Consider the following 20,409-nt stretch of genomic DNA (forward strand, 5'->3'; position numbering starts at 1 on the left):
ACCACTTGAGCACAAATCACGCACTTTGCGTGCTCGTTATCTCGACGCTCCGCGCCAGGTTCGTCGCCTCGGCCCAGGTCGGCTGCGTCGCGACTCCCCCGGCGCCGCGCGTCGACAGCGCTCCCGCCGCCGCACCGAGCGCCAGTGCCGCACGCAGGTCGCCGTCCCGCAGCCAGCCGGCCAGGAAGCCCGCGTCGAACGAGTCACCCGCGCCGACCGTGTCCACCGGTTCCGCGACGGGCGGGCGTGCGGTGATCCGTTCGCCGCCGGACAGCGCGACGCACCCGTCCCTGCCCGCCTTGACGACCGGAATCGTGCCGGTGGAGGCGAGCACGGGCAGCGGGTCCCCGGCACCGGTGAGCGCGGCCGCCTCGGCCTGGTTCGGCAGCACGAAGGTGCACTGCTCCACCAGGTCCTCGGACAGCTTCCACGTTCCGGACGGGTCGTCGTTCGTGTCGAGCGAGGTGGTGGCACCACGAGCGCGCGCCGCCCGGAACACCTCGGGCAGACCGGCGGCGAGGCGCGGCTGCAGGAAGTACGACGCCGCGTGCACGTGCCGGGCCGAGATCGCCGGAACGTGCTCGGAACCGAAGGCGGCCAGGCATCCCGGCGCCGTCAGGATCGCCCGGTCTCCGCCGGCCTGGTTGAGGCACACGGTCAACGCCGTCGGCAACGACTCGTGCCGGACGCACGCGCTGATGTCCACGCCTGCGGACTTCAGCGCGTCCAGCACGAAGTCGCCCGCCGCGTCCCGGCCGACCATCGCGGCGAGACCGACCTCCAGCCCCAGTCGCGCGGCGCCGTGCGCGACGATCGCCGCAGACCCGCCGAGTGTGAGAACTCCCTGTTCCACCAGCGTTTCCGCCTGCCCGTACGCGGGAGTGGCGGGGGCGCCGAACACGAGCACGTCCGGGTTCGCGTCACCGATCACGAGGAGGTCCATCAGGCGCCTCGCAGCGCGGCGGGCAGCAGGTCGCCGTGTGCTGCGGTCATCGCGGCGACGAGGTCGTCGATCTGGGTGACGGTGAGCGCGGCGGCCGTCGCCGGGTCGCACAGGGCCGCGTGCCGGACGTGCCGGGGGTCGCCCTCGACCGCCGCCGCCACGGTCAGGTCGACCACGTTGAGGAAGTTGCGGTTCAGGGCCGCCAATTGACGGGGCAGGGCGCCAACGTGGTGCGGGTGCACGCCGAGCCGGTCGAGCGTCGCGGGCACCTCCACGGCGGCTCCCTGCGGCAGGTTGGAGATCAGGCCGTGGTTCGCGACGTTCACCTGGATCGTCCGGCGCTGCCCGGTGACCAGGCTGTGGATCACCTGCGGCGCGTACTCGACGGCGTCGTCGGACAACGGCGGCGGTGGTTCACCGGCGGCCAGTGCGGCACGGGTCTTCTCGTACGTGGCCACGTTCTCCGCGCTGATCGTCGCGTAGTCGCGGACGGGCAGACGCAGCCGCTCCACTTCGGACTGGTGCCGCAGGTACCACGGCACGTACTCGGACGAGTGCTCGCTCGTCTCCGTCGGGTAGAAACCGAACCGGCGGTACAGGTCGACGCGCGTCCGCCGGGCCAGCCCAGGATCGGCCTCGATCGCGGCGTCGAGCGCCGGGTACAGGTCACGTCCCCCGTGCTGCCACCGCAGGATCCACGCCTGGTGGTTCACGCCGGCGGAGAGGAAGTCCACCTCGTCGTGCGGCACTCCGACGAGCGCGCTGAGGTCGTGGATGGTCCAGTGCACGGAATGGCACAGCCCCGCCACCTTCAGCCGCGGCGCGACGGTCGCGAGGTACTGGATGTTCATGGCCATCGGGTTGGTGTAGTTGAGCAGCCACGCGTCCGGGCAGACGGCGAGCACGTCCGCCGCGAGCCCGTCCAGGAACGGGAAGGTGCGCAGCCCGCGGAAGATCCCGCCGATCCCCAGGGTGTCGCCGATGGTCTGGCGCAGCCCGAACGACTCCGGCACGTCGAAGTCGGTCAGCGTCGCCGCGTGGCCGCCGATCGCGACCATGTTGACCACGACGCCGGCGCCCTCCAACGCTTCCCGCCGCGACAGCGAGGTGCGGACGTGCGCGGCCCCGGCCAGGCGGGCCAGCGCCGCCGCGACGTCCAGCCGTTCGGCGTCGACGTCGTGCAGCGAGATGGTGACGTCCGCCAGTTCCGGGAACGACAGCACGTCGCGCAGGAGCTGCCGGGTGAACTCGACGGAGCCCGCGCCCACGAAGGCGATGGTGAGCATGGATCAGCCTTTCAGTACGCGGATGAGCCGGGCGACCTCGGCGGACACGGCCTCACGGCCGGCGCCGAGGTAGCGCCGCGGGTCGACGAGAGCGGGGTCGTCGTCGAGGGCGGTCCGCACGCTGGCGGTGAAGTGCTTGTTGAGCTGCGTGGCTATGTTGATCTTCCACATCCCCGCCCGCACGGCCGCCGCGAGGTTCTCGTCGGCGACACCGGACGACCCGTGCAGCACCAGTGGCACCGGCACCGCCTCGTGCAGCGACGCGATCAGCTCGAAGTCCAGCTGGGCGTCGCGGCTCAGCATCGCGTGCGAGGTGCCCACGGCGACGGCGAGGAAGTCCACTTCGGTCGCCTCGACGTACGCGGCCGCTTCGTCGGGGTCGGTGCGCGCACCCGGTGCGTGCACGCCGTCCTTCCCGCCGATCTCACCGAGTTCCGCCTCGACGCCGACGCCGGCCTCGTGGCACCAGCGCACGACCTCCGCCGTGCGGGCCACGTTCTCGTCGTGCGGCAACGCGGAGGCGTCGAACATCACCGACCCGAACCCGAGCTCGACGGCCTCCCGCACGAGCTCCTCCGAGGTGGCGTGGTCGAGGTGCACCGCGATCGGCACGGTCGCCGCGGCGGCGACGGAGAGCGCGGCGGCACCGATCGGGCGCAGGGAACCGTGGTAGCGCACGGCGTTCTGGCTGATCTGCAACACGACGGGTGCTCCGGTCTCCTCGGCCGCGGCGGCGATCGCCTCGGCGTGCTCGACCTGGATCACGTTGAACGCGGGCACCGGCGCGGGTCCGCCGATCATCTCGCGAAGCTTCCCCAAGGGCATGTTCTAGTCCTCTGGAACTGGTCTGGGCGTGACGTCCGCCCGGTGCTGGTCGTAGAAGGCGCGGTCGAAGTCGCCGGCGAGAGGGGCGCGCACCGCCGCGGCCGACAACGCCACCGCCTCGGCGAGACGCTCCGGCCACGGCAGGTGCCACCCGGCGACCAGCGCGGCGACGGCGGCGTCACCGGCACCCGTCGGGTTTCCGCTGATCACCTCCGGCGGAGCCGCCGCCCACACGCCATCGGCGGTGTGGGCGGTCATCCCGCGCGCGCCGTCGGACACCAGTGCCGCCGCGGCACCGAGAGCGAGCGGATCGTCCACTTCGGACGCTGCCGCGAGCTCGCCGCGGTTCGGGGTGATGACGGCGGGCCCGGCGGCGGCTCCGAGGGCCAGCGCCGTGCCGTCCGCGTCCAGCACCACCGGCACGGGTGCGGAACGCACGAGTGTCGCGTAGGCGTCGTCCGGGAGCCCTTGCGGCAGTGAGCCGGACAGCACCACGACGTCTGTGTTCACGACGAGTTCCGAGTAGTGACCGAGAAATCCCGACCACTCCTCGGGCGTCACGACCGGTCCCGGTTCGGCGAAGAGCGTCGCCTGGCCGGAGCCGGTCACGACGGTGACCGTGCGCCGGGTCTCCCCCGCGATCGCGAACATCGCGTGCGGCACGCCGGATCGGCTCAGGTCCTCCCGCAACGCCGCACCCGCCGCCCCGCCCACGAGCCCGGTCGCGAGCACCGGCACGCCGAGGGTCCGCAGCATCCGCGCCACGTTGACGCCCTTGCCACCGGCGCGCACGGCCACCTCGGAGACACGATGGGTGTCGCCCGGCACGAGCGCGGCGACGCGGTAGGTGACGTCGAGCGCCGCGTTGAGCGTGACGGTCAACGCCCTCACGGCGTGCCGTTCAGGATCACCGACCGGGTGAGGTTGCGCGGGGTGTCGGGCGTGAGCCCGCGCAGCAGCGCGACCTCCACGGCGAGCCGGTGCACCGCGACGAGCTCGGCGAGCGGGTCGCGGTCCCGGGCGATCCACCGGCCGCCCGCCCCGGCGACGTCGAGGTCGAGGCCCTCGGGAGGGGTGCCGAGCACCCAGACCAGCGAACCCTCGTCGGTGATGGCGATCGGCCCGTGCCGGTACTCGGCGGCCGGGTAGGACTCGGCCCAGCTCAGCGACGCCTCACGCATCTTGAGCGCCGCTTCGGCGGCGAGACCGGTCGTCCAGGGCGCACCGCCCAGGAACGTGAACTGGTTGCGCTCCACCAGGTCCGCACCCAGCGGTTCGGCCAGGGCCTGCTCCGCGTCGAGGACCGCGCGGTCGAGCCGTTCGCCCAGATGAGCGCGCAGCAGCACGAGCGCGGTGGTGGCGAACCGGGTCTGCACGACCGAGCGCTCGTCGGCGAACTCCAGCGCGACGACGTGGTCGGCCAGTTCGGTGACCGGTGTGCCGGGGGTGCCGACGATGGCCGTGGTCGGCACGTTCAGCCGCCGCAGCACGTCGATCACCTCGGTGGTGGTGCCCGACCGGGTCAGCGCGACGACCCGGTCGTAGGTGCGGCCGAACGGGAACTCGGACGCGGCGAACGCGTCGGTCTCGCCCAGCCCCGCGTCCTCGCGCAGCCGGGCGTAGGCCTGGGCCATGAACCACGACGTGCCGCAGCCGACGACCGCGACGCGTTCGCCGGGCGCGGGGAGGGCGGCCACGACCCCGGGATCGGTGACGAGCGCGATCGCCCGGCGCCAGCAGGCGGGCTGGGACGCGATCTCGGCCGTGGTGTGCAGCTGCGCGGCGGAGGTGCTGTGCATGGCGGATTCCTTTGGTTGTTCAGTCACTTGATGCCCGCTGCGGCCACCGACCGCACGAAGAACCGCTGGGCGAAGAAGAAGACGAGCAGGACGGGCAGCTGGCTGAGCACCGTGCCGGCCATGAGCTTCGGCCAGTTCGTGGTGTGCGCGCCCTGGAAGCTCTGCAGTCCCAGTTGGACGGTCATGGTGTCCGGGCTCTGCACGACGATGAGCGGCCACAGGAAGTCGTTCCAGGTCTGCAGGAACGTGAGCACCGCGAGGGTCGCGAGCGTGGGCCGCATCAACGGCAGCAGCACCTGCAGCAGCGTCCTCAGCCTGCTCGCGCCGTCGATCCGCGCGGCCTCCTCCAGCTCGCGGGGCAGCGTGGTGAAGAACTGCCGCATCAGGAACACGCCGAACGCGGTGGCCAGGTTCGGCGCGATCAGCGCACCGAGCGTGTCGACCAGCCCCAGCTCCCGCATCATGATCAGCAACGGCAGCATGACGATCTGGAACGGCACCATCAGCGTCGCCAGCATCAGGAAGAACGCGACCCTGCCGCCGAAGAACCGGATGCGCGCGAAGGCGTAGCCCGCCAGCGAGCAGAGCAGCAGGTTGCCGGCCACGCAGACGACGGAGACGACGAAGCTGTTGACCAGCCACGAACCCAGTGGCGCGTCCCGCATCGCCGCGAGGTAGTTCTCCCACTCGATGCCGCCCGGCAGGCCGGGCGGGAACCGCCGCGACTCCTCCTGGGTGGACACCGACACCAGCAGCATCCAGACCAGCGGCGTGACCATCAGCGCCGACAGCGGCAGCAGGACCAGGTGCAGTGCGCTGGGCCTTCTCATCGAACCTCGTAGTGGGACCGGCGGTTGAACCGCAGCTGCAGGAGGGTGAAGGCGGCGATCAGCAGGAACACCGCGCAGCCGATGGCCGCCGCGTAACCGCCGTCGAAGCTCACGAAGGCCTCGTTGTAGAGGTGGTAGACGAGCACGGTGGTCGCGCGCAGCGGCCCGCCCTTGGTCGTCACGTACACGGCGTCGAAGAGCTGCAGGCCGTTGATCGTGAGCCACACCAGCAGGAAGCCGGTGGCGGGTGACACCAGCGGCAGCTCGACGTGCCAGAACGACCGCACGCGACCGCAGCCGTCCAGGGAGGACGCCTCGATCAGGTCCTTCGGCACGTTCTGCAGCGCCGCCAGGTAGATGATGACCGCGAACCCGAGCCAGCCCCACACCGTCATCGCCACCACGGCGAACAACGCCTGGCTCGGATCGGAGAAGAAGCCCTGCTTCGGCAGGCCCGCGGCGTCGAGCGCCGCGTTGACGAGCCCGAACTGCGGGTTCGCCAGCCAGCTGAACATGATGCCGGTCGCGACCGTCGAGGTCACCAGCGGCACGGACACGGCGAGCCGGTACAGCACGACGCCGCGGATCCCCTGGTTGAGCATCACCGCGATCGGCAGCGCGAGCGCGAGCGTGACCGGCACGAACAGCGCCACGTAGACGATCGTGCGGCGGGCGGCGTCCCAGAACAGCGGGTCGGCGACGAGCTTCGCGTAGTTGTCGCCACCCGCGAACGTCCCGGGCGAGGTGAGATCGGTGTGCTGGAAGGAGAGCAGGAACGACCACACGACGGGGACGAGCCCGAACACCCCTATCAGCACCACGGCGGGGGCGGCGAACCCCCACCCTGCCGCGTGGTCGGCGAGCTTGCGCCGGTCGAGCGTCATGAGCCCGCCAGCGCCTGGTCGACCTCACCGCGGGCCTGGTCGAGCGCGGCCCGCGGTTCGGCCTGGCCGAGCAGGACCGACTGCACGGCGGTGCCGAGCACCTGGGAGATCTTCGGGTACTGCGGGATGTTCGGACGGGACTTCGTGACGTTCTTCGCGAGGTTGTCGACGAACACCTTGGTGCCGGGGTACTTGGCCTCGAACTCGGCGTAGCCGGAGAGGTCCACCTCGGACTGCCGGATCGGCAGGTGACCGGTCTCCATCGCGAACTCGAGGTGGATCTCCGCGGAGAGCAGCCACTTCAGGAACGGCAGGGCGTTCGTGCGGCCGTTCTCGCCGAACACGACGAACGTGTCCGGGCCCGCGATCGTCGCGTGGGTGACCTTGCCCGGCAGGACCTGCACGCCGTACGACACGTCCTCGTTGATCGAGCCGAGGTCCCACGGCCCGGTCCACAGCATCCCGATCCGGCCGGAGTTGAAGAGGTTGAGGTACTGCTGGTCGCCCGCGTCCAGGTACACCGACTTGTCCGTGACGGCCATGTCGCGCAACAGCTGCATGGCCTGCGTACCGGCGTCCGAGGCGAACGCGGCCTTCTTGCCGTCCGCGGACAGCAGGTCGCCACCGGCCTGCCAGAGCAGCGCGAGGAACCGCCACACGGTGTCCTCGGTGCCGTCGTTGACGTACGCCCAGCCGAACCGGCCGTCACCGCTGAGCTTCTGTGCCGCGGACCGGAAGTCGTCCCACGTCCAGGTCTCCGCGGGGTGGGCGATCCCGGCCTCGTCGAACAGCTTCTTGTTGTAGACGAGCGAGAGGTTGTCGACGAGCGCGGGGACGCCGTAGATCTTGCCGTCGACGGTCGCGGCCTCGCGGCCCGCCGGGAAGAGGTCGTCCCAGTCGAACGCCGCGTCGCCGCGCAGCAGGTCGGTGAGGTCCTGGGTCTGCGGGCGGCCGGTGAGCCCGGTGATCGAGGAGCCGTACTGGTAGGCGACCTCCGGCGGGTTGCCCGACGCGAACGACGCCAGCGTCTTCTGCAGCGCGTTGTCGTTGCCGCCGTTGAACACCAGCTCGACCTGCCGGTCTGGGTGCGTGGTGTTCCAGCGCGCGGCGAGCTTGTCGAACGCCGCGGCCTCCTTGTCGGTGTAGCCGTGCCACACCTTCACCTTGCCGTCGCCGCCGGAACCCGTTCCGCAGGCCGCCGTCATGACGAGTGCGGCGCCCATCGTCAGCACCGTCCGGCGACTCAGCCCTCTGCCGTGTGCCATGTCGACTCCTCAGGGGTGGGGGCGGCTCTGTGGTCGGGGACCCTAAGCGGAAATCGCTCAAACAAGCAAGCATTGTGACCGAATGAGATTGCTTTCTGGCCATCAGAGCGCCTTTTCGCTACAGTCGCTCAGACCCAATCACCTTTCGTGAGCGATCAAGGAGTCAGGCGCTTATGACCTCCCCTGCGCGCGCCCTCACCGGGACCGCCCTCGCCGCACTCGCCCTCGCGGCCTGCGTCGCCGGGCCACTGGCGTCGTCCAGTCAGGCAGACGGCATCTCGGCGGCGGCCGTCGAACTGCCCCCGGTCGGCGCGGTGCTCGACTACCAGCTCGGTGCCGCGTACACGCCGCCACAGGGCGTGAACCTGGTGACCCGCGACAGCACCGCCTCGCCCGCCGCCGGCGTGTACAACATCTGTTACGTCAACGGGTTCCAGTCCCAGCCCGGGGACCGCGACGTCTGGCTGAACCAGCGCGGCCACCTGGTGCTCAAGGACTCGTCCGGCAGGCCGATCATCGATCCGAACTGGCCGGACGAGTTCCTGCTCGACACGTCGACCGCCGCGAAGCGCACCGAGCTCGCCTCGATCATCGGCCGCACCATCGACCAGTGCGCCGCCAAGGGCTTCAAGGCCGTCGAGGTGGACAACCTCGACTCGTACCTGCGCTCCCGCGGCAAGCTGAGCGTGAACAACAACCTCGCCTACGCGAAGCTGCTCGCCGACCGCTCGCACGCCAAGGGCCTCGCGATCGGCCAGAAGAACTCCTCCGAACAGGCGGCCCGCGGACGCTCCGAGGTCGGGTTCGACTTCGCGGTCTCCGAGGAGTGCCACCGGTGGGAGGAGTGTTCGTCCTATTCGGACGTGTACCTCGAGCACGTGATGGACATCGAGTACACCGATGACCTGCGCGGCACGTTCGAGGACGTGTGCAACGACCCGGACACCCCTGCCACGACGACGTTGCGCGATCGCTACCTCGTCGGGCCGGGCCAGTCCGGGTACGCGTTCGACCACTGCTGACGGGGCCAGGGTGGCGGTGCGCGCCGCCACCCCGGAACTCAGCCGGTCAGCACTTCACCCAGTGGTTCGGCGAGGCCTGCCGGAGGGTGCTGGTGGTGAAGGTGTTCCACAGTCCCAGCGACTGGTGGGAGCCCAGCGCGTAGGTCTGGCCCAGCGTGACGTAGGCGCGGCCGGCGACGGTGTGGGCGTAGTTGCTGGCGGTGACGCATTCAGAGACCGGCGGCGTGGTCGTCGTGGTCGTGGTCGTTGTGGTGGGCGGTGGTCCTCCGGCGCTCAAGGCCTTGACCATGTTCATGACGGCCGTCATCTGCGGGCCGGTCTTCAGCGCGTACTGCGGCGACTGGTAACCCCACCAGTCCCAGCAGCCGCGCGGGTTCCCGGTCATCGTGGTGGCCTGCGGGTAGAGCACGATCATGTTGTTGGTGTCGGCGTACTCGTTGAGGTACGCCGACACCAACAACGCGTTGCCGACCAGCCCGAAGTACTGGTAGCAGCCGTGGAGCGTGACCATCAGTTTGCACGGCCCCGTCTCGCAGGACCGTGGCACGTAGGCGAAACCCTCACGCCCCATGCTGACCGACGCCGCGTTGCCGCCGGGCACGTAGGCGTTCTGGTCGAACTGGACGAGCTTGCCGGACAACGCCGAGGCGGCCGCGTTCACCGGACCGGTCAGGTGTCCCAGCATCTCCCTGACCACGTCAATCCCGCACTTGTTGACGTACGGCGAAGCCGTGGCACCGCAGGCGTTCGGGCCGATCGGGCTGACCCAGGCGTGCCCGGCGGCGGTGGTGTTGTTGTAGGCGACCCGTGCGCCGAAGTCGCGGTAGTAGGTGGCGAGATCGTCGTTCACCACACGGGCGACCGTGTCGTCCGCGCTGCCGTGGAACAGCCAGACCGGGTCGCCCGAGAGGTTCTGCGGCGGGTCGAGAGTGCCCGCCGCCGCCCGGTTCCTGGTCAGCTGCTCCAGTTCGGCCGGCGTCTTGCGCGCCTGGAAGGTGTCCATGCACGCGTACAGCGCGGTGTTCAGGTTGTTCTGCGCGCAGTCGTAGGCGCCGGCGGAGAAGATGCCCGCGCCCTGGAAGACGCTCGAATACGCGACGTGGAGCTGGTTGGCGAGGTAGCCGCCGGACGACACACCGCTGACGTAGGTACCGGTGATGTCGTACCTGGTGAGCGTGCCGGGCTGCGGCGGCGGGACCGCCGCGAGCGAGATCGACAGGGATGCGGCGGCCAGACCTGTGACCGCCGCGAGTACCACGAGCGCGTTCCTCAATCGCATGTGTTCGCCTCCGTCATCGCAGGCAGGACATGTGATCGAGGTTAAGAGCCGGTAACCGGACGGCACCACGTGTGAGGCCCCCACCTCGCGCGCTCACCAGACGTAGACCGAAACCATTGACTAGCTTGGCCGGATGCGGACGTTCAGCCAGGTCGACGTGTTCACCGACGAGTTCACCAGGGGCAACGCGCTCGCGGTCGTCCACAACGCGGAAGGCCTCACTACCGAGCAGATGGCGGCGTTCGCCAACTGGACGAACCTCGCGGAGACGACGTTCCTCCTCCCTCCGGAGAACCCCGCCGCCGACTATCGGCTACGAATTTTCACGGTGAGCCGCGAGCTGCCTTTCGCGGGCCACCCCACGCTCGGATCCGCCCACGCGTGGCTGGCCGCCGGAAACACCCCGCGCGACCCGGACCGGCTGGTGCAGGAGTGCGGTGCCGGGCTGGTGGAGGTGCGCCGCGACGGCTCGCGGCTGGCGTTCGCCGCCCCACCGCTGCTGCGCGGCGGTCCGGTCGCGGACCACTCGGCTCTCGCCGCGGCGCTGGCGATCGAGCCGGAGGAGATCGCCGGTGCGCAATGGGCCGACAACGGGCCCGGGTGGGTCGCCGTGCTGCTGCACTCCGCCGCTGCCGTGCTGGCGTTGTGGCCCGACTACCAGCGGTTCGGTGAGTTCACGGGCATCGGGGTGGTCGGGCCGCACCCCGACGGCGGCGAGGCGGCGTTCGAGGTGCGGGCGTTCATCAACGAGGGCGGCCGGTTCGAGGAGGACCCGGTGACGGGCAGCCTCAACGCGTCGATCGCGCAGTGGCTCATCCCGGCGGGGATCGCCCAGCAGCGCTACGTCGCGGCCCAGGGCACCGCGCTCGGCCGCCGGGGCCGGGTGCACCTCTCGCAGGACGGCGGCGAGATCTGGGTGGGCGGGAACTCCGTGACCGGCATCACCGGCCGGGTGATCTTGTGACCGTCCCATGAGGATCACTACCCCGCCCGGCGGGGTCTCAAACGTTGTTCTTGATCGGCATCGGGTGAGACAATTCGAACGTGGTCACGGTATCCAGCTGGTTGCGTGCACCGTGTCCCGCGCTCGTCGTTGACGCCGCCGGTGCGGTGCACGGCATGAACGACGCCGCAAAATCGCTCGTCCCCGAACAGGTCTCGCCGTCGCAATGGCGGCACGGCGAGTCCGTGCACATCGCGGAACGCAGCTACACCACGCACCGGGTCGACAACGAGGACGACTCGGTCACCTGGTGGTTGCTCGACGAGACCGAGCTGCTGCTGGAACGGGAACGGGCCGCACTGCTGTCACGGGTGTCCAGCGCCCTGATGACGTCGCTCAACCCCGAGCGCTGCATGACCGTCGTGGCCGAGATGGCCGCCGAGCACCTCGCGGACGAGGTTCTGGTGATCGCGCCGCGGTCGGGCGACGGGCACCCCGTCACGCGCTGCCGCCGGGATGAGGCGCCGACTTACGAACTGCGGCACGTCGACGTCGAGGCCGTGATCGGGCTCAGCGAGGCGCTGCGCGGGTTCCCGCCGGTGCCGTCGCGGTGGATCGACCCGGCCGCGGCGCCGGAGTGGCTGGCGGGCGACGTGTCGTCGATCGTCGTGACGCCGCTGCCCGGGCACGGCGTGCCGGCGGGTGCGTTGATCCTCATGCGCCGCGACGCGCACTTCACCGAGGACGAAGAGGCGTTCGCGCGGCTGTTCGCCTCACGGGCGGGAGTGGCGATCTCGGCGGCGAGCCTGTTCACCCAGCAGGCCGTGATCACCGAACGGCTGACCAACGACCTGCTGCCGCCCACGCTGCGCCGCTACGAGCACGTCGAACTGGCCGGCCGCTACCGCGCGGCGGCCGACACCGAACGCGTCGGAGGCGACTTCTACGACGTGCACGAACTGCCGGACGACGAGCTGTTCGTCGTGCTCGGCGACGTCTGCGGCAAGGGACTCGACGCGGCGGCGCAGACCGGCAAGGTGCGCACGGCCGTGCACGCGCTCCTGCAGGTCGTCACCGACCACGACCAGATGCTGCACGCCCTCAACCAGGCGCTGCTCACGACGGACAAGTCCCGTTTCATCACCACCGTCGTCGGCACCGTGCGGCCGGTGGACGAGGGTCTCCGCGTGAAGCTGACCTCGGGCGGGCACCTGCCGCCGCTGATCGTGCGGGCGAACGGCGAGGTCGAGGCGGCCAGGACGAAGGGCACGCTCGTCGGCATCCTGCCGCGGATCATGACGTCGACCGACGAGGTGGTGCTGGCGCCCGGCGACTCGTGCCTGCTCTACACCGACGGCATCACCGAGGCCCACGGCGGCCCGCTGGGCGACGAGGAGTTCGGCGAGGAACGTCTGCGCCGCGCCCTGACGGCCTGCGGTGGCATGCCGGCCGAGGCGCTGGTCGAGCACGTGCACATGCTCGCCGCTCAGTGGGTCGGCCAGAACGAGCACGACGACATGGCGGTCCTCTCGATCACCGCGCCGCGCAGGAGGTCTTCTTGAACTCGGTGGTGACCACGGCCGACGCCCTGTGGGAAGCCGCGTTCGCCGGCGACGAGCACCGCGCGGCGGACGTCGTGCTGGGCGCCGCCGCCGAACTGGGCCACGAGACCGTGCTGCTCGAGGTGATCGGCGCGGTGCAGCACCGGGTCGGCCGCGAGTGGGCCGCGAACCGGATCAGCGTGGCGCAGGAGCACGCGATCACCGCCATCAACGACCGCGCCGTCACCGCGCTGTCGATCACCAAGCCCCGGCGGCGACCGGAGCACGGTCGCGTGACGGTGGCCTGCGTGGACGGCGAGTGGCACGCGCTGCCCGCGCGCCTGCTCGCGGAAGTGCTGTCGTTGCGCGGTTTCGCCGTCGACTACCTGGGCGCGCAGGTGCCCACGCCGCACCTCATCACCTACCTGCACCGCACGGGCCCGGACGTGGTGGCGCTGTCGAGCTCGATCGCCACCCGCCTGCCGGTGGCGCACTCCACCATGACGGCGTGCCAGGCGACCGGCGTACCGGTGATGGTGGGCGGCGCGGCGTTCGGCGTGGACGGTGCGTACGCGCGGCGGTTCGGCGCGAACGCCTGGGCCGCCGACGCCCGGTCCGCGGCCGACATGCTGCTGTCCCGGACGCTGACGGCACCGGGCACGCCCCACCAGCCCGTCGACGACCTGCCGCACCTCGCCGACCAGGAGTACACGCTGGTGTCCCGCACCGCACGCGCTCTCGTGCGGTCGGTGTACCGGGGCCTCGAGGAACGCGTGCCCGCGATGCGGTCCTACAGCGACGAACAGCGGCAGCACACGGCCGAGGACCTGGCGCACATCGTGGACTACCTCGCGACCGCGCTGTACGTGGACGACGACGCGTTGTTCCGCGACTTCCTCGAGTGGACCGGCGCGGTGCTCAACGCCCGCGGGGTGCCGGCGCAGGTGCTCGAACCCGCGCTGGAACTGCTCGCCGCGCAGCTGCGTGATTTCCCGCGAGCGCAGCGAATGCTCGCCCAACCGGCCAGATCGCTGTCGGCGTAGACGCACAGTAGTCCTTTGTGGACGGTTTTGGTGCACTGCGAGTGCGCGGCCGATCGCCCTTCGTGTTAGTGGATTTCATTGTCCACAACAGCCTTGTGTCCAATAGATTTGAAATGTTTTCATCTCGCTCATGGACATGGGGACCTTCACGCCGCTCGCCGCCTACGCCGTGGCGTTCCTCGGCTCCGTCCTGGGTCTCCTGTCCGCGGAACGAGCGCGGCACGCGACCAGGACGACGCGCAACTGGTGGATCGGCGTCGCCGCGGTGTCGATCGGCGGGCTCGGCATCTGGGGCATGCACTTCACCGCGATGCTCGGCACGTGGATGGGCGCGAACGTCTCCTACGACATCCCGATCACGTTGCTGAGCATGATCGTCGCCATCGTGGTCGTCGCCATCGGCCTCTTCCTGGTGCGGCGCTACGGCATCAACGGCGACACGCGCTTCTGGCCACTCGCCGCGGGCGGGCTCGTCACCGGGCTCGGCGTCGCCGCGATGCACTACACCGGCATGTCCGCGATCGTGATCAACGCCGACGTCAGCTACAACCCCGGTCTCGTGGCGCTGTCCATCGTGATCGCCGTGGTCGCCTCGACCGTCGCGCTGTGGTTCACGCGGAAGGTCAGCGGCATGCTCGCCGTCATCGGCGCCGCCCTGGTGATGGGCGTCGCCGTCACGGGCATGCACTACACCGGCATGTACGCCATGAGCATGGCGCACGACCACAGCGCGTCGATCGTCGTCGGCAACTCGCAGGAGCTGATCACGTCGCTGATCATCGGCGGGGCCGGCGTCAGCGTGATCATCATCTTCCTGCTCGCCCTCACCACGGACGACCAGGAGAGCCGCGAGGAGGCCGAGCTGCTCGACCGCGTGATGCGCCGCACCAGCCAGGGCTGAGCCTTACTTCAGGTGCACCAGCACCATTCCGTCGTTGCCCGGCGCGACTTCGACGCGCCGGTAGAGCTTCTTCACGTGCGGCTGCTTCAGCATCGCGAGCACGCGGCTCTTGAGCTTGCCGGACCCCTTGCCCGTGATGATCTCGACCAGGGGCACCTTCTGCCCGGCCGCGCGGAACAGCGCGTTGCGGACGGCCTGGGCGATGTCCTGGTCGCTGCGGAAGATCGGGTGCAGGTCCACGGTCAGCTTCTCCAGGCTCACACCGCGCATTCTGCCTGAGCCGCACGGGGCATCACCGCGAGTCCCGCCAGCGCGCCGCCCGCGGTGACGACGCAGGCGACCACTACGGCGGCGGACAGCGACGCCGCCTCCGCCAGCAGCGGTCCGGCGAGTGCGCCGACCAACGTCGCCAGCGCCTCCGCGGTCAGGAACACGGCGCTGATCCGGCCGAGCGCCTCGTTGGGCACGGCCCGTTGCAACGTCGTCTGCGGTGTCACGAGCGTCATCGAACCGAACACGCCGATCGCGACACCGGCGGGCAGCGCGACGACCAGCGAGGTGGAGCTGAAGAGCACGAGGAACGCCACGGCGGTCGCCAGCTGGCTCACCGCGAGCAGGAGCCGCGGCTGCACCCGGTCGACCAGCCCGCGGATCACCACGGCACCGAGCAGGAACCCGGCGCCGAGCGCGGACACCACGAGCCCGATCTGTTCGCTGCCACCGAGTTGCCGGACGCCGAAGGGCACGAGCAACGCGCTGAGCGAGGCGTTCGCCGCGAGGAACACCGCCGTCAGCGGCAGCAGTGCCCTCGCGATCGGCAGGCCCCGCAACACCTTCCAGCCGCCGGCGAGATCGGCGAACACCCGCTTGCTCACCGCCTGCGCCGTGGTGCGCGTGGTCAACGCGATCGCGACGGCTGAGACGAGGTAGCTCGCGACGTCGATCCAGATCAGCGTCTGGAAGCCGGCGAACGTCAGGATCACCGCGCCCAACGGCGGCGCGACGAGGCGGACCGTGCCGTCGACGGCCGCGTTCAGCGAGTTCGCGCTGCTCAGACCGCTGCCAGTGCCGACAACGGCCGGGACCTGCGCCTGTGCGGCCGGGCGGAACAGCACGGCACCCGTGCTCTCCGCGATCAGCGCGGCGTAGACCAGCCAGAGCGAGTGCCCGGCCGTCGCGACCAGCATCAGCGCGACCGCGGCGGCGCGGAACAGGTCCGCGGTGATCATCACCCGCCTGCGGTCCCAGCGGTCGGCCACGACGCCCGCGAACGGGCCGAGCAGCAGCGGTGGCAGGTACTCGGCGACCAGCGTGAGGCCGGTCGCGAGCAGGGAGCCGGTGAGCGCGAAGACGTGGGCCGGGATCGCGATCACCAGCAGCCACGAGCCGAGCAGGCTCACCGTTCGTCCGGTCCACAGCAGCCGGAAATCACGAATCCTCAGCGCCTCGAGCACTACCCACCCCCAGGTAGTATTCTTGACAGAATAAGAGCGTCGATCGAAGTGTTCTGTCAAGATAGGAGCGGTTGTGCCGAACGAGCCCATCGGGCCGAGACTGCGCGCGCTGCGGCAGGCGTCGGGCCGGACCGTCGCCTCGGTCGCCGCCGACGCCGGGCTGTCCGTGCCCTACATAGCGAACCTGGAGAACGGCAGGGGGAACCCGACGACGAACGCGTTGGGCAGGCTCGCGTCCGCGCTCGGCACCGAACTGTCGATCGGGTTCTCGTCGGACCCGCCGGCGACGGCCGGGCCTACGCCGCAGAGCGTGGTGAAGCTGAGCAGGAGCAAGCGCTTCCGGGCCACCGCCGCCGCTCTCGCCGAGAAGTCGGGCCAGGACCCCCAGGACGTGGCCGCGCGGCTGATCGGCGCCTGCGCCCTGCTCACGGAGGCGCTCGGGCACGAGGCGGGCGAGCACGACTGGTGGCGGGTGCTCGACGCGCTGGTGCTCATCGCGGAGCACCCGGCGTGATCACTGGCTGCTGATGCTCGCGACCAGGTTGATCGTCGTGGCCAGCACGCCGGTGCCGAACAGGTACGACAGCAGGGAGTGCTTCAACGCCGTGCGGCGCATTTCGCGGCCGGACAGGCTCGTGTCGGACACCTGGAACGTCATGCCGATGCTGAACGCGACGTACGCGAAGTCGCCGTAGTCCGGCGGTTCTGGCTGGTTGAAGTCGATGCCGCCGTCGGCGCCGTAGTAGTAGAGCCGGGCATAGCGCAGGGTGAAGATCGTGTGCACCACCGTCCACGACAGCACCACGGACAGCACGCCCAGTCCGACGCGCAGCAGTTCGGACGCGCCGGTCGTGTGTGCCGCACGGGCCAGCACGAAGCCCACGGACACCAGGCTCGCCAACGCCGCCACGATCAGCACGACCTCGGCCACTCGGCGGGTGGGGTCGTTGCGGACGGCGTGCTGGGCGGTCTTCTCGGCGTCCATCGGCCAGATGACCAGCCACGCCCGCACGAGGTACACCAGGGTCGCGACGTCCCAGCCGACCAGCAGGCCGAACTCGCCGTGGCCGGTCAGCGTGACGGCGAGGCCGCTGACGAGACCCGCCGCGATCGCGACCGCGACCTTGGTGCGGTCCAGCACGAAGCCGTCCGGCATCGGGCGGGACGGCAGGTCAGCCACGCAACGCCGCGTCCAGGTCGAGGTACAGGTCGAGGGTCTCGGTCAGCGTGGTGGCCTTCAGCGCGCGCAGCACGCTGCCCCTGGGCGACACCAGGCGCAACGGGACGCCGCGGTCCTCGCCGATCAGGTGGTACTCCACGAGCACCGAGAGGCCGGCCGACGCGAAGAACTCGACGGCGCTGAGGTCCAGCACCACGGGGAGTCCCGCGCCGAACGCCTCGGAGAGCTTGCCGCGCAACAGTTCCGCGGTGTAGGAGTCGACCTCGCCCTCGGCGCGCAGCACGACCGCGCCGGGGACGTTCTCGGACTCGACCGTCAACGTCGTCTCTTCCACCTCACGCCTCCCATGCCTGCGTCAACGCCCGCCCGAACAGTTCCGCCGGTTGCGCGCCGGCCACCGCGAGACGTCCGGCGACGACCACGAACGGCACGCCGGAGACACCGATCTCCCGTGCGCGCTGCTCGTCGGCCCGCACCTCGTCGGCGTACACCGCCGGGTCTTCGAGAACGGTCTTCACGTCGGCGGCGTCGAGCCCGGCCTCCGTCGCGATCTCGGTCAGCGACTCGGGTGTGAACAGCGACCGCGCCTGCCCGAAGTTGGCGTGCAGCACGGCGTCGAGGACCTCGGCCTGGACGCCGCGCTCCCCCGCCAGGTGCAGCAGCCGGTGCACGTCGAACGTGTTGCCGACCTCGCGGTCCAGCCGGTACTCGAGGCCCTCGTCGCGCGCGAGCTGGGCGACGGAGTCCTCCATCTCGGCGGCGCGCGGGCCGAACTTGGCGGCGAGCATCGCCTGCACGGACTCGACGCCTTCCTTGTTCGGATCCAGCTCGAACGCGCGGTGCACCACGGTGACCTCGGCGCGGTGCTCGAAGCCGGCCAGCGCCTTGTCGAAGCGCGCCTTGCCGATGTAGCACCACGGACAGATGACGTCAGCCCAGAACTCGACCTGCATCGTTCGATCATGTCACGCCCGCGCTGCCACGTCCGTTCAGAAACGATAATCGTTGTCATGTAGGCTCCCGGTCATGGCAGCACGGGTCGTATTGGTAGCCGGGTTCACCCACCACGACGTGGCCGACGAGCTCTGGCGGGCGTCACCGGAATCGTCGCTGGTCAGGCATGACCTCAGCAGCCTGGCCGAGGGGGTGGTGCGGCGCTGGGCGGACGGCCGGCTCACGGTGCTGGAGCTCGCGCACGGGTGCGTCTCGTGCACGTTGCGACTGGACCTCGTCCCGTTGCTGGAAGGGCTGGACGGACGGGTGATCGTGCAGCTCGACCCGATGCTCGAACCGGAGGCCGTCTGCTTCGCGCTGAGCGAGACCGAGGTGGAGGTCGAGGCCGTCGTGACGGTGATCGACACCACCACCTGGCTCGAGGACGCGACCGGCGCCGACTCGCTCGCCGACCGCGGCATGCGCGCGGCCGAGGGCGACGAGCGGACCGTCGCGCAGGTCGTGGTGGGACAGGCGGAGTTCGCGGACGCGCTGGTGCTGACCGGCCCTGGCGACCCGGTGCTCACCGCTGTGCTCGACCGCCTCACGCCCGGTGCGCCGCGCCAGTTGCTGCCCGACCTCGACGTCGTCGCGTTGCTCGGCGCCGTTCCCGCCACCTCACGTCGCGGCGAGATCGACGACGGCTTCGGCTCGCTGCTGTTCGGGCGGCCGCCGCTGGAACCGGCGCACGGCGTGTCCGTCGTCCACTTCACCGACCGGCGCCCGTTCCACCCCATGCGGTTGCACAACTGCATCGACGTGCTGCTCGACGGCGTGGTGCGCGTCCGCGGCCGGGTGTGGGTGGCGAGCCAGCCCGAGGCGGCCCTGTGGGTGGAGTCCGCGGGAGCCGGGCTGCGCGTGGGCAACCTGGGGCCTTGGGAGGGCGAACGCGACCAGGAGGTGGTCGTGATCACCACGTCCGCCGACGCCGCCGGGATCACCGCGGCGCTGAGGGACGCGCTGGTCACCGACGAGGAGCTCGGGCTGATCGGCGAGCTCGACTTCGCCGACCCGTTCGCCGACTGGCACGAGGAGTCTGAACTGTGACGCGCACTCCCGTGACCGTGCTGTCCGGCTTCCTGGGAGCCGGCAAGACGACGCTGCTCAACCACGTGCTCACCAACCGGGAGAGCAGGCGGGTGGCGGTGATCGTGAACGACATGAGCGAGGTCAACATCGACGCCGCGCTCGTCGACCGCTCCACCGAACGCCTCGTCGAGCTCACCAACGGCTGCATCTGCTGCACGTTGCGCGAGGACCTGCTCGACAGCGTCGGCGAACTGGCGCGCTCCGGCCGGTTCGACACGATCCTGGTCGAGTCCACCGGCGTCTCCGAGCCGATGCCGGTCGCGGCGACGTTCGAGTGGACGTTCTCCGACGGCACCAGCCTGTCCGACCACGCGCGGCTCGACACGATGGTGACGCTGGTGGACGCGTCGGGTTTCCTGCGCGAACTGGCCGCGGGTGATGTCTCCGACCTGCTCGTGGACCAGGCCGAGTTCGCCGACGTGCTGGTGGTGAACAAGACCGACCTCGTCACCTCCGGCCAGCTCGCGACGCTCGACGCCGTGCTGCGGCGCCTCAACCCGTCCGCACGCCTGCTGCACGCGCACCGGGGCGTCGTCGAGCTCTCCGACGTGCTCGACACCGGCCGCTACGACCCGGTCACCGCCGCGCAGGCACCGGGCTGGGCCCAGGAGCTGGCCGGTGGGCACACCCCGGAGACCGAGGAGTACGGCATCCGGTCGGTCACCTACCGCGCGTCGCGCCCGTTCCACCCCGCCCGGCTCGCGGACGCGCTGGCGGACTGGGAAGGTGTGTTGCGCAGCAAGGGTTTCTGCCACATCGCGACCCGGCCCGACGTGCTGGCCGTGTGGTCGCAGGCGGGCCCGCACCTGGTCATCGAGCCGGGTCAGCTGCTCGACTCCCCCGCCGCACGCCAGGAGCTGGTGTTCATCGGGGTGGACCTCGACGTCACCGAGCCGGCCCGGCGACTGGACCCCGCGCTGCTCACCGACTCCGAACTGGCGGCCGGGCCACAGGTGTGGCGGACGTTCCCCGATCCGTTGCCGGAGTGGGACTACAGCGATCTGCACGACCACGGGCACATGCCAGCGCTCCCAGCACGATGACCGTCAGCCACACGTAGGTGTCGAACTCGTGCAGGCGGGTCACGAACACCAGGAACACGGCGGCGAAGGCGGGCCAGGCGTTGCCGCGC

22 protein-coding genes are annotated in these 20,409 nt (G+C 70.5%); 8 read left to right on the forward strand and 14 right to left on the reverse strand.

All coding sequences use genetic code 11. The features are described 5' to 3' along the window. Positions 1 to 16: 16 nt before the first annotated feature. The 8 genes from DFR72_RS32655 to DFR72_RS32690 are packed head-to-tail and all read right to left on the reverse strand — an operon-like array spanning position 17 to position 7,832. Positions 17 to 943 (reverse strand): carbohydrate kinase family protein, encoded by a 927-nt coding sequence (locus tag DFR72_RS32655; protein WP_090070411.1) that lies wholly within the window; start codon positions 941 to 943, stop codon positions 17 to 19. Further along, positions 943 to 2,229: an alpha-galactosidase gene (gene melA / locus DFR72_RS32660; RefSeq protein WP_090070410.1), complete on the reverse strand. Its 1,287-nt coding sequence runs from the start codon at positions 2,227 to 2,229 to the stop codon at positions 943 to 945. Before melA ends, DFR72_RS32655 begins: the two co-directional genes overlap by 1 nt. A gap of 3 nt (positions 2,230 to 2,232) precedes the next feature. After that, positions 2,233 to 3,054, reverse strand: a complete 822-nt coding sequence (locus DFR72_RS32665) for a class II fructose-bisphosphate aldolase (RefSeq protein WP_090070408.1) — start codon at positions 3,052 to 3,054, stop codon at positions 2,233 to 2,235. A gap of 3 nt (positions 3,055 to 3,057) precedes the next feature. Beyond that, entirely contained in the window at positions 3,058 to 3,945 is an 888-nt protein-coding gene (locus DFR72_RS32670) for a 1-phosphofructokinase family hexose kinase (RefSeq protein WP_245983711.1), read from the reverse strand. Further along, positions 3,942 to 4,853 carry an SIS domain-containing protein gene (locus tag DFR72_RS32675; protein ID WP_090070407.1) on the reverse strand — a complete coding sequence of 304 codons (912 nt, stop codon included), beginning with the start codon at positions 4,851 to 4,853 and terminating at the stop codon, positions 3,942 to 3,944. Before DFR72_RS32675 ends, DFR72_RS32670 begins: the two co-directional genes overlap by 4 nt. A gap of 23 nt (positions 4,854 to 4,876) precedes the next feature. Next, a complete protein-coding gene (locus DFR72_RS32680; protein WP_090070405.1) occupies positions 4,877 to 5,683 on the reverse strand; it encodes a carbohydrate ABC transporter permease in 807 nt (268 codons plus the stop codon). Further along, on the reverse strand, positions 5,680 to 6,567 hold the full coding sequence (locus DFR72_RS32685) for a carbohydrate ABC transporter permease (protein ID WP_090070404.1): 888 nt from the start codon (positions 6,565 to 6,567) through the stop codon (positions 5,680 to 5,682). Before DFR72_RS32685 ends, DFR72_RS32680 begins: the two co-directional genes overlap by 4 nt. Continuing rightward, a complete protein-coding gene (locus DFR72_RS32690) occupies positions 6,564 to 7,832 on the reverse strand; it encodes an ABC transporter substrate-binding protein (RefSeq protein WP_090070402.1) in 1,269 nt (422 codons plus the stop codon). The genes DFR72_RS32685 and DFR72_RS32690 overlap by 4 nt, the downstream gene beginning before the upstream one ends. Before the next feature lie 173 nt (positions 7,833 to 8,005). Here DFR72_RS32690 and DFR72_RS32695 point away from each other — a divergent pair, with 173 nt between their 5' ends. Then, complete coding sequence (locus DFR72_RS32695) at positions 8,006 to 8,854, forward strand: endo alpha-1,4 polygalactosaminidase (protein ID WP_090070401.1); 849 nt, start codon at positions 8,006 to 8,008, stop codon at positions 8,852 to 8,854. A 46-nt stretch (positions 8,855 to 8,900) separates the two neighbouring features. On the opposite strand, the gene DFR72_RS32700 is transcribed toward DFR72_RS32695, so the two are convergent. Beyond that, a complete protein-coding gene (locus DFR72_RS32700; protein WP_090070399.1) occupies positions 8,901 to 10,133 on the reverse strand; it encodes an extracellular catalytic domain type 2 short-chain-length polyhydroxyalkanoate depolymerase in 1,233 nt (410 codons plus the stop codon). 133 nt (positions 10,134 to 10,266) lie between these two features. Between DFR72_RS32700 and DFR72_RS32705 the strand changes: the two genes are divergently transcribed. The 4 genes from DFR72_RS32705 to DFR72_RS32720 all read left to right on the forward strand — a co-directional run bounded on the left by DFR72_RS32705 (position 10,267) and on the right by DFR72_RS32720 (position 14,561). Beyond that, a complete protein-coding gene (locus tag DFR72_RS32705; protein ID WP_090070397.1) occupies positions 10,267 to 11,097 on the forward strand; it encodes a PhzF family phenazine biosynthesis protein in 831 nt (276 codons plus the stop codon). A gap of 80 nt (positions 11,098 to 11,177) precedes the next feature. Next, positions 11,178 to 12,638 (forward strand): PP2C family protein-serine/threonine phosphatase, encoded by a 1,461-nt coding sequence (locus tag DFR72_RS32710; RefSeq protein ID WP_245983712.1) that lies wholly within the window; start codon positions 11,178 to 11,180, stop codon positions 12,636 to 12,638. Positions 12,639 to 12,643: 5 nt separating this feature from the next. Beyond that, positions 12,644 to 13,660, forward strand: coding sequence for a cobalamin B12-binding domain-containing protein (locus DFR72_RS32715; RefSeq protein WP_342768698.1), 1,017 nt, complete (start codon positions 12,644 to 12,646; stop codon positions 13,658 to 13,660). 130 nt (positions 13,661 to 13,790) lie between these two features. Continuing rightward, positions 13,791 to 14,561: an MHYT domain-containing protein gene (locus DFR72_RS32720; RefSeq protein ID WP_090070394.1), complete on the forward strand. Its 771-nt coding sequence runs from the start codon at positions 13,791 to 13,793 to the stop codon at positions 14,559 to 14,561. 3 nt (positions 14,562 to 14,564) lie between these two features. Here DFR72_RS32720 and DFR72_RS32725 read toward each other — a convergent pair whose 3' ends face one another. Both DFR72_RS32725 and DFR72_RS32730 read right to left on the reverse strand, forming a co-directional pair. Next, complete coding sequence (locus DFR72_RS32725; protein ID WP_245983714.1) at positions 14,565 to 14,822, reverse strand: Smr/MutS family protein; 258 nt, start codon at positions 14,820 to 14,822, stop codon at positions 14,565 to 14,567. After that, on the reverse strand, positions 14,819 to 16,015 hold the full coding sequence (locus tag DFR72_RS32730) for an MFS transporter (protein ID WP_170176515.1): 1,197 nt from the start codon (positions 16,013 to 16,015) through the stop codon (positions 14,819 to 14,821). The genes DFR72_RS32725 and DFR72_RS32730 overlap by 4 nt, the downstream gene beginning before the upstream one ends. A gap of 73 nt (positions 16,016 to 16,088) precedes the next feature. Between DFR72_RS32730 and DFR72_RS32735 the strand changes: the two genes are divergently transcribed. Continuing rightward, complete coding sequence (locus DFR72_RS32735) at positions 16,089 to 16,529, forward strand: helix-turn-helix domain-containing protein (RefSeq protein ID WP_170176516.1); 441 nt, start codon at positions 16,089 to 16,091, stop codon at positions 16,527 to 16,529. Here DFR72_RS32735 and DFR72_RS32740 read toward each other — a convergent pair whose 3' ends face one another. The 3 genes from DFR72_RS32740 to DFR72_RS32750 are packed head-to-tail and all read right to left on the reverse strand — an operon-like array spanning position 16,530 to position 18,148. After that, positions 16,530 to 17,195 carry a DUF1345 domain-containing protein gene (locus DFR72_RS32740; protein ID WP_211335612.1) on the reverse strand — a complete coding sequence of 222 codons (666 nt, stop codon included), beginning with the start codon at positions 17,193 to 17,195 and terminating at the stop codon, positions 16,530 to 16,532. Then, positions 17,188 to 17,529: an STAS domain-containing protein gene (locus tag DFR72_RS32745; RefSeq protein ID WP_090070388.1), complete on the reverse strand. Its 342-nt coding sequence runs from the start codon at positions 17,527 to 17,529 to the stop codon at positions 17,188 to 17,190. The genes DFR72_RS32740 and DFR72_RS32745 overlap by 8 nt, the downstream gene beginning before the upstream one ends. A 1-nt stretch (position 17,530) precedes the next feature. Continuing rightward, complete coding sequence (locus tag DFR72_RS32750) at positions 17,531 to 18,148, reverse strand: DsbA family oxidoreductase (protein WP_090070386.1); 618 nt, start codon at positions 18,146 to 18,148, stop codon at positions 17,531 to 17,533. A 73-nt stretch (positions 18,149 to 18,221) separates the two neighbouring features. Between DFR72_RS32750 and DFR72_RS32755 the strand changes: the two genes are divergently transcribed. Beyond that, on the forward strand, positions 18,222 to 19,235 hold the full coding sequence (locus DFR72_RS32755; protein ID WP_090070384.1) for a GTP-binding protein: 1,014 nt from the start codon (positions 18,222 to 18,224) through the stop codon (positions 19,233 to 19,235). Continuing rightward, the gene (locus tag DFR72_RS32760) at positions 19,232 to 20,320 is read left to right on the forward strand and encodes a GTP-binding protein (RefSeq protein WP_090070382.1); all 1,089 of its coding nucleotides are present in this window, start codon (positions 19,232 to 19,234) and stop codon (positions 20,318 to 20,320) included. The genes DFR72_RS32755 and DFR72_RS32760 overlap by 4 nt, the downstream gene beginning before the upstream one ends. The last annotated feature ends 89 nt before the right edge of the window (positions 20,321 to 20,409 follow it).

Source organism: Lentzea flaviverrucosa (assembly GCF_003350445.1).
In the GTDB taxonomy this organism is placed as follows: domain Bacteria; phylum Actinomycetota; class Actinomycetes; order Mycobacteriales; family Pseudonocardiaceae; genus Lentzea; species Lentzea californiensis.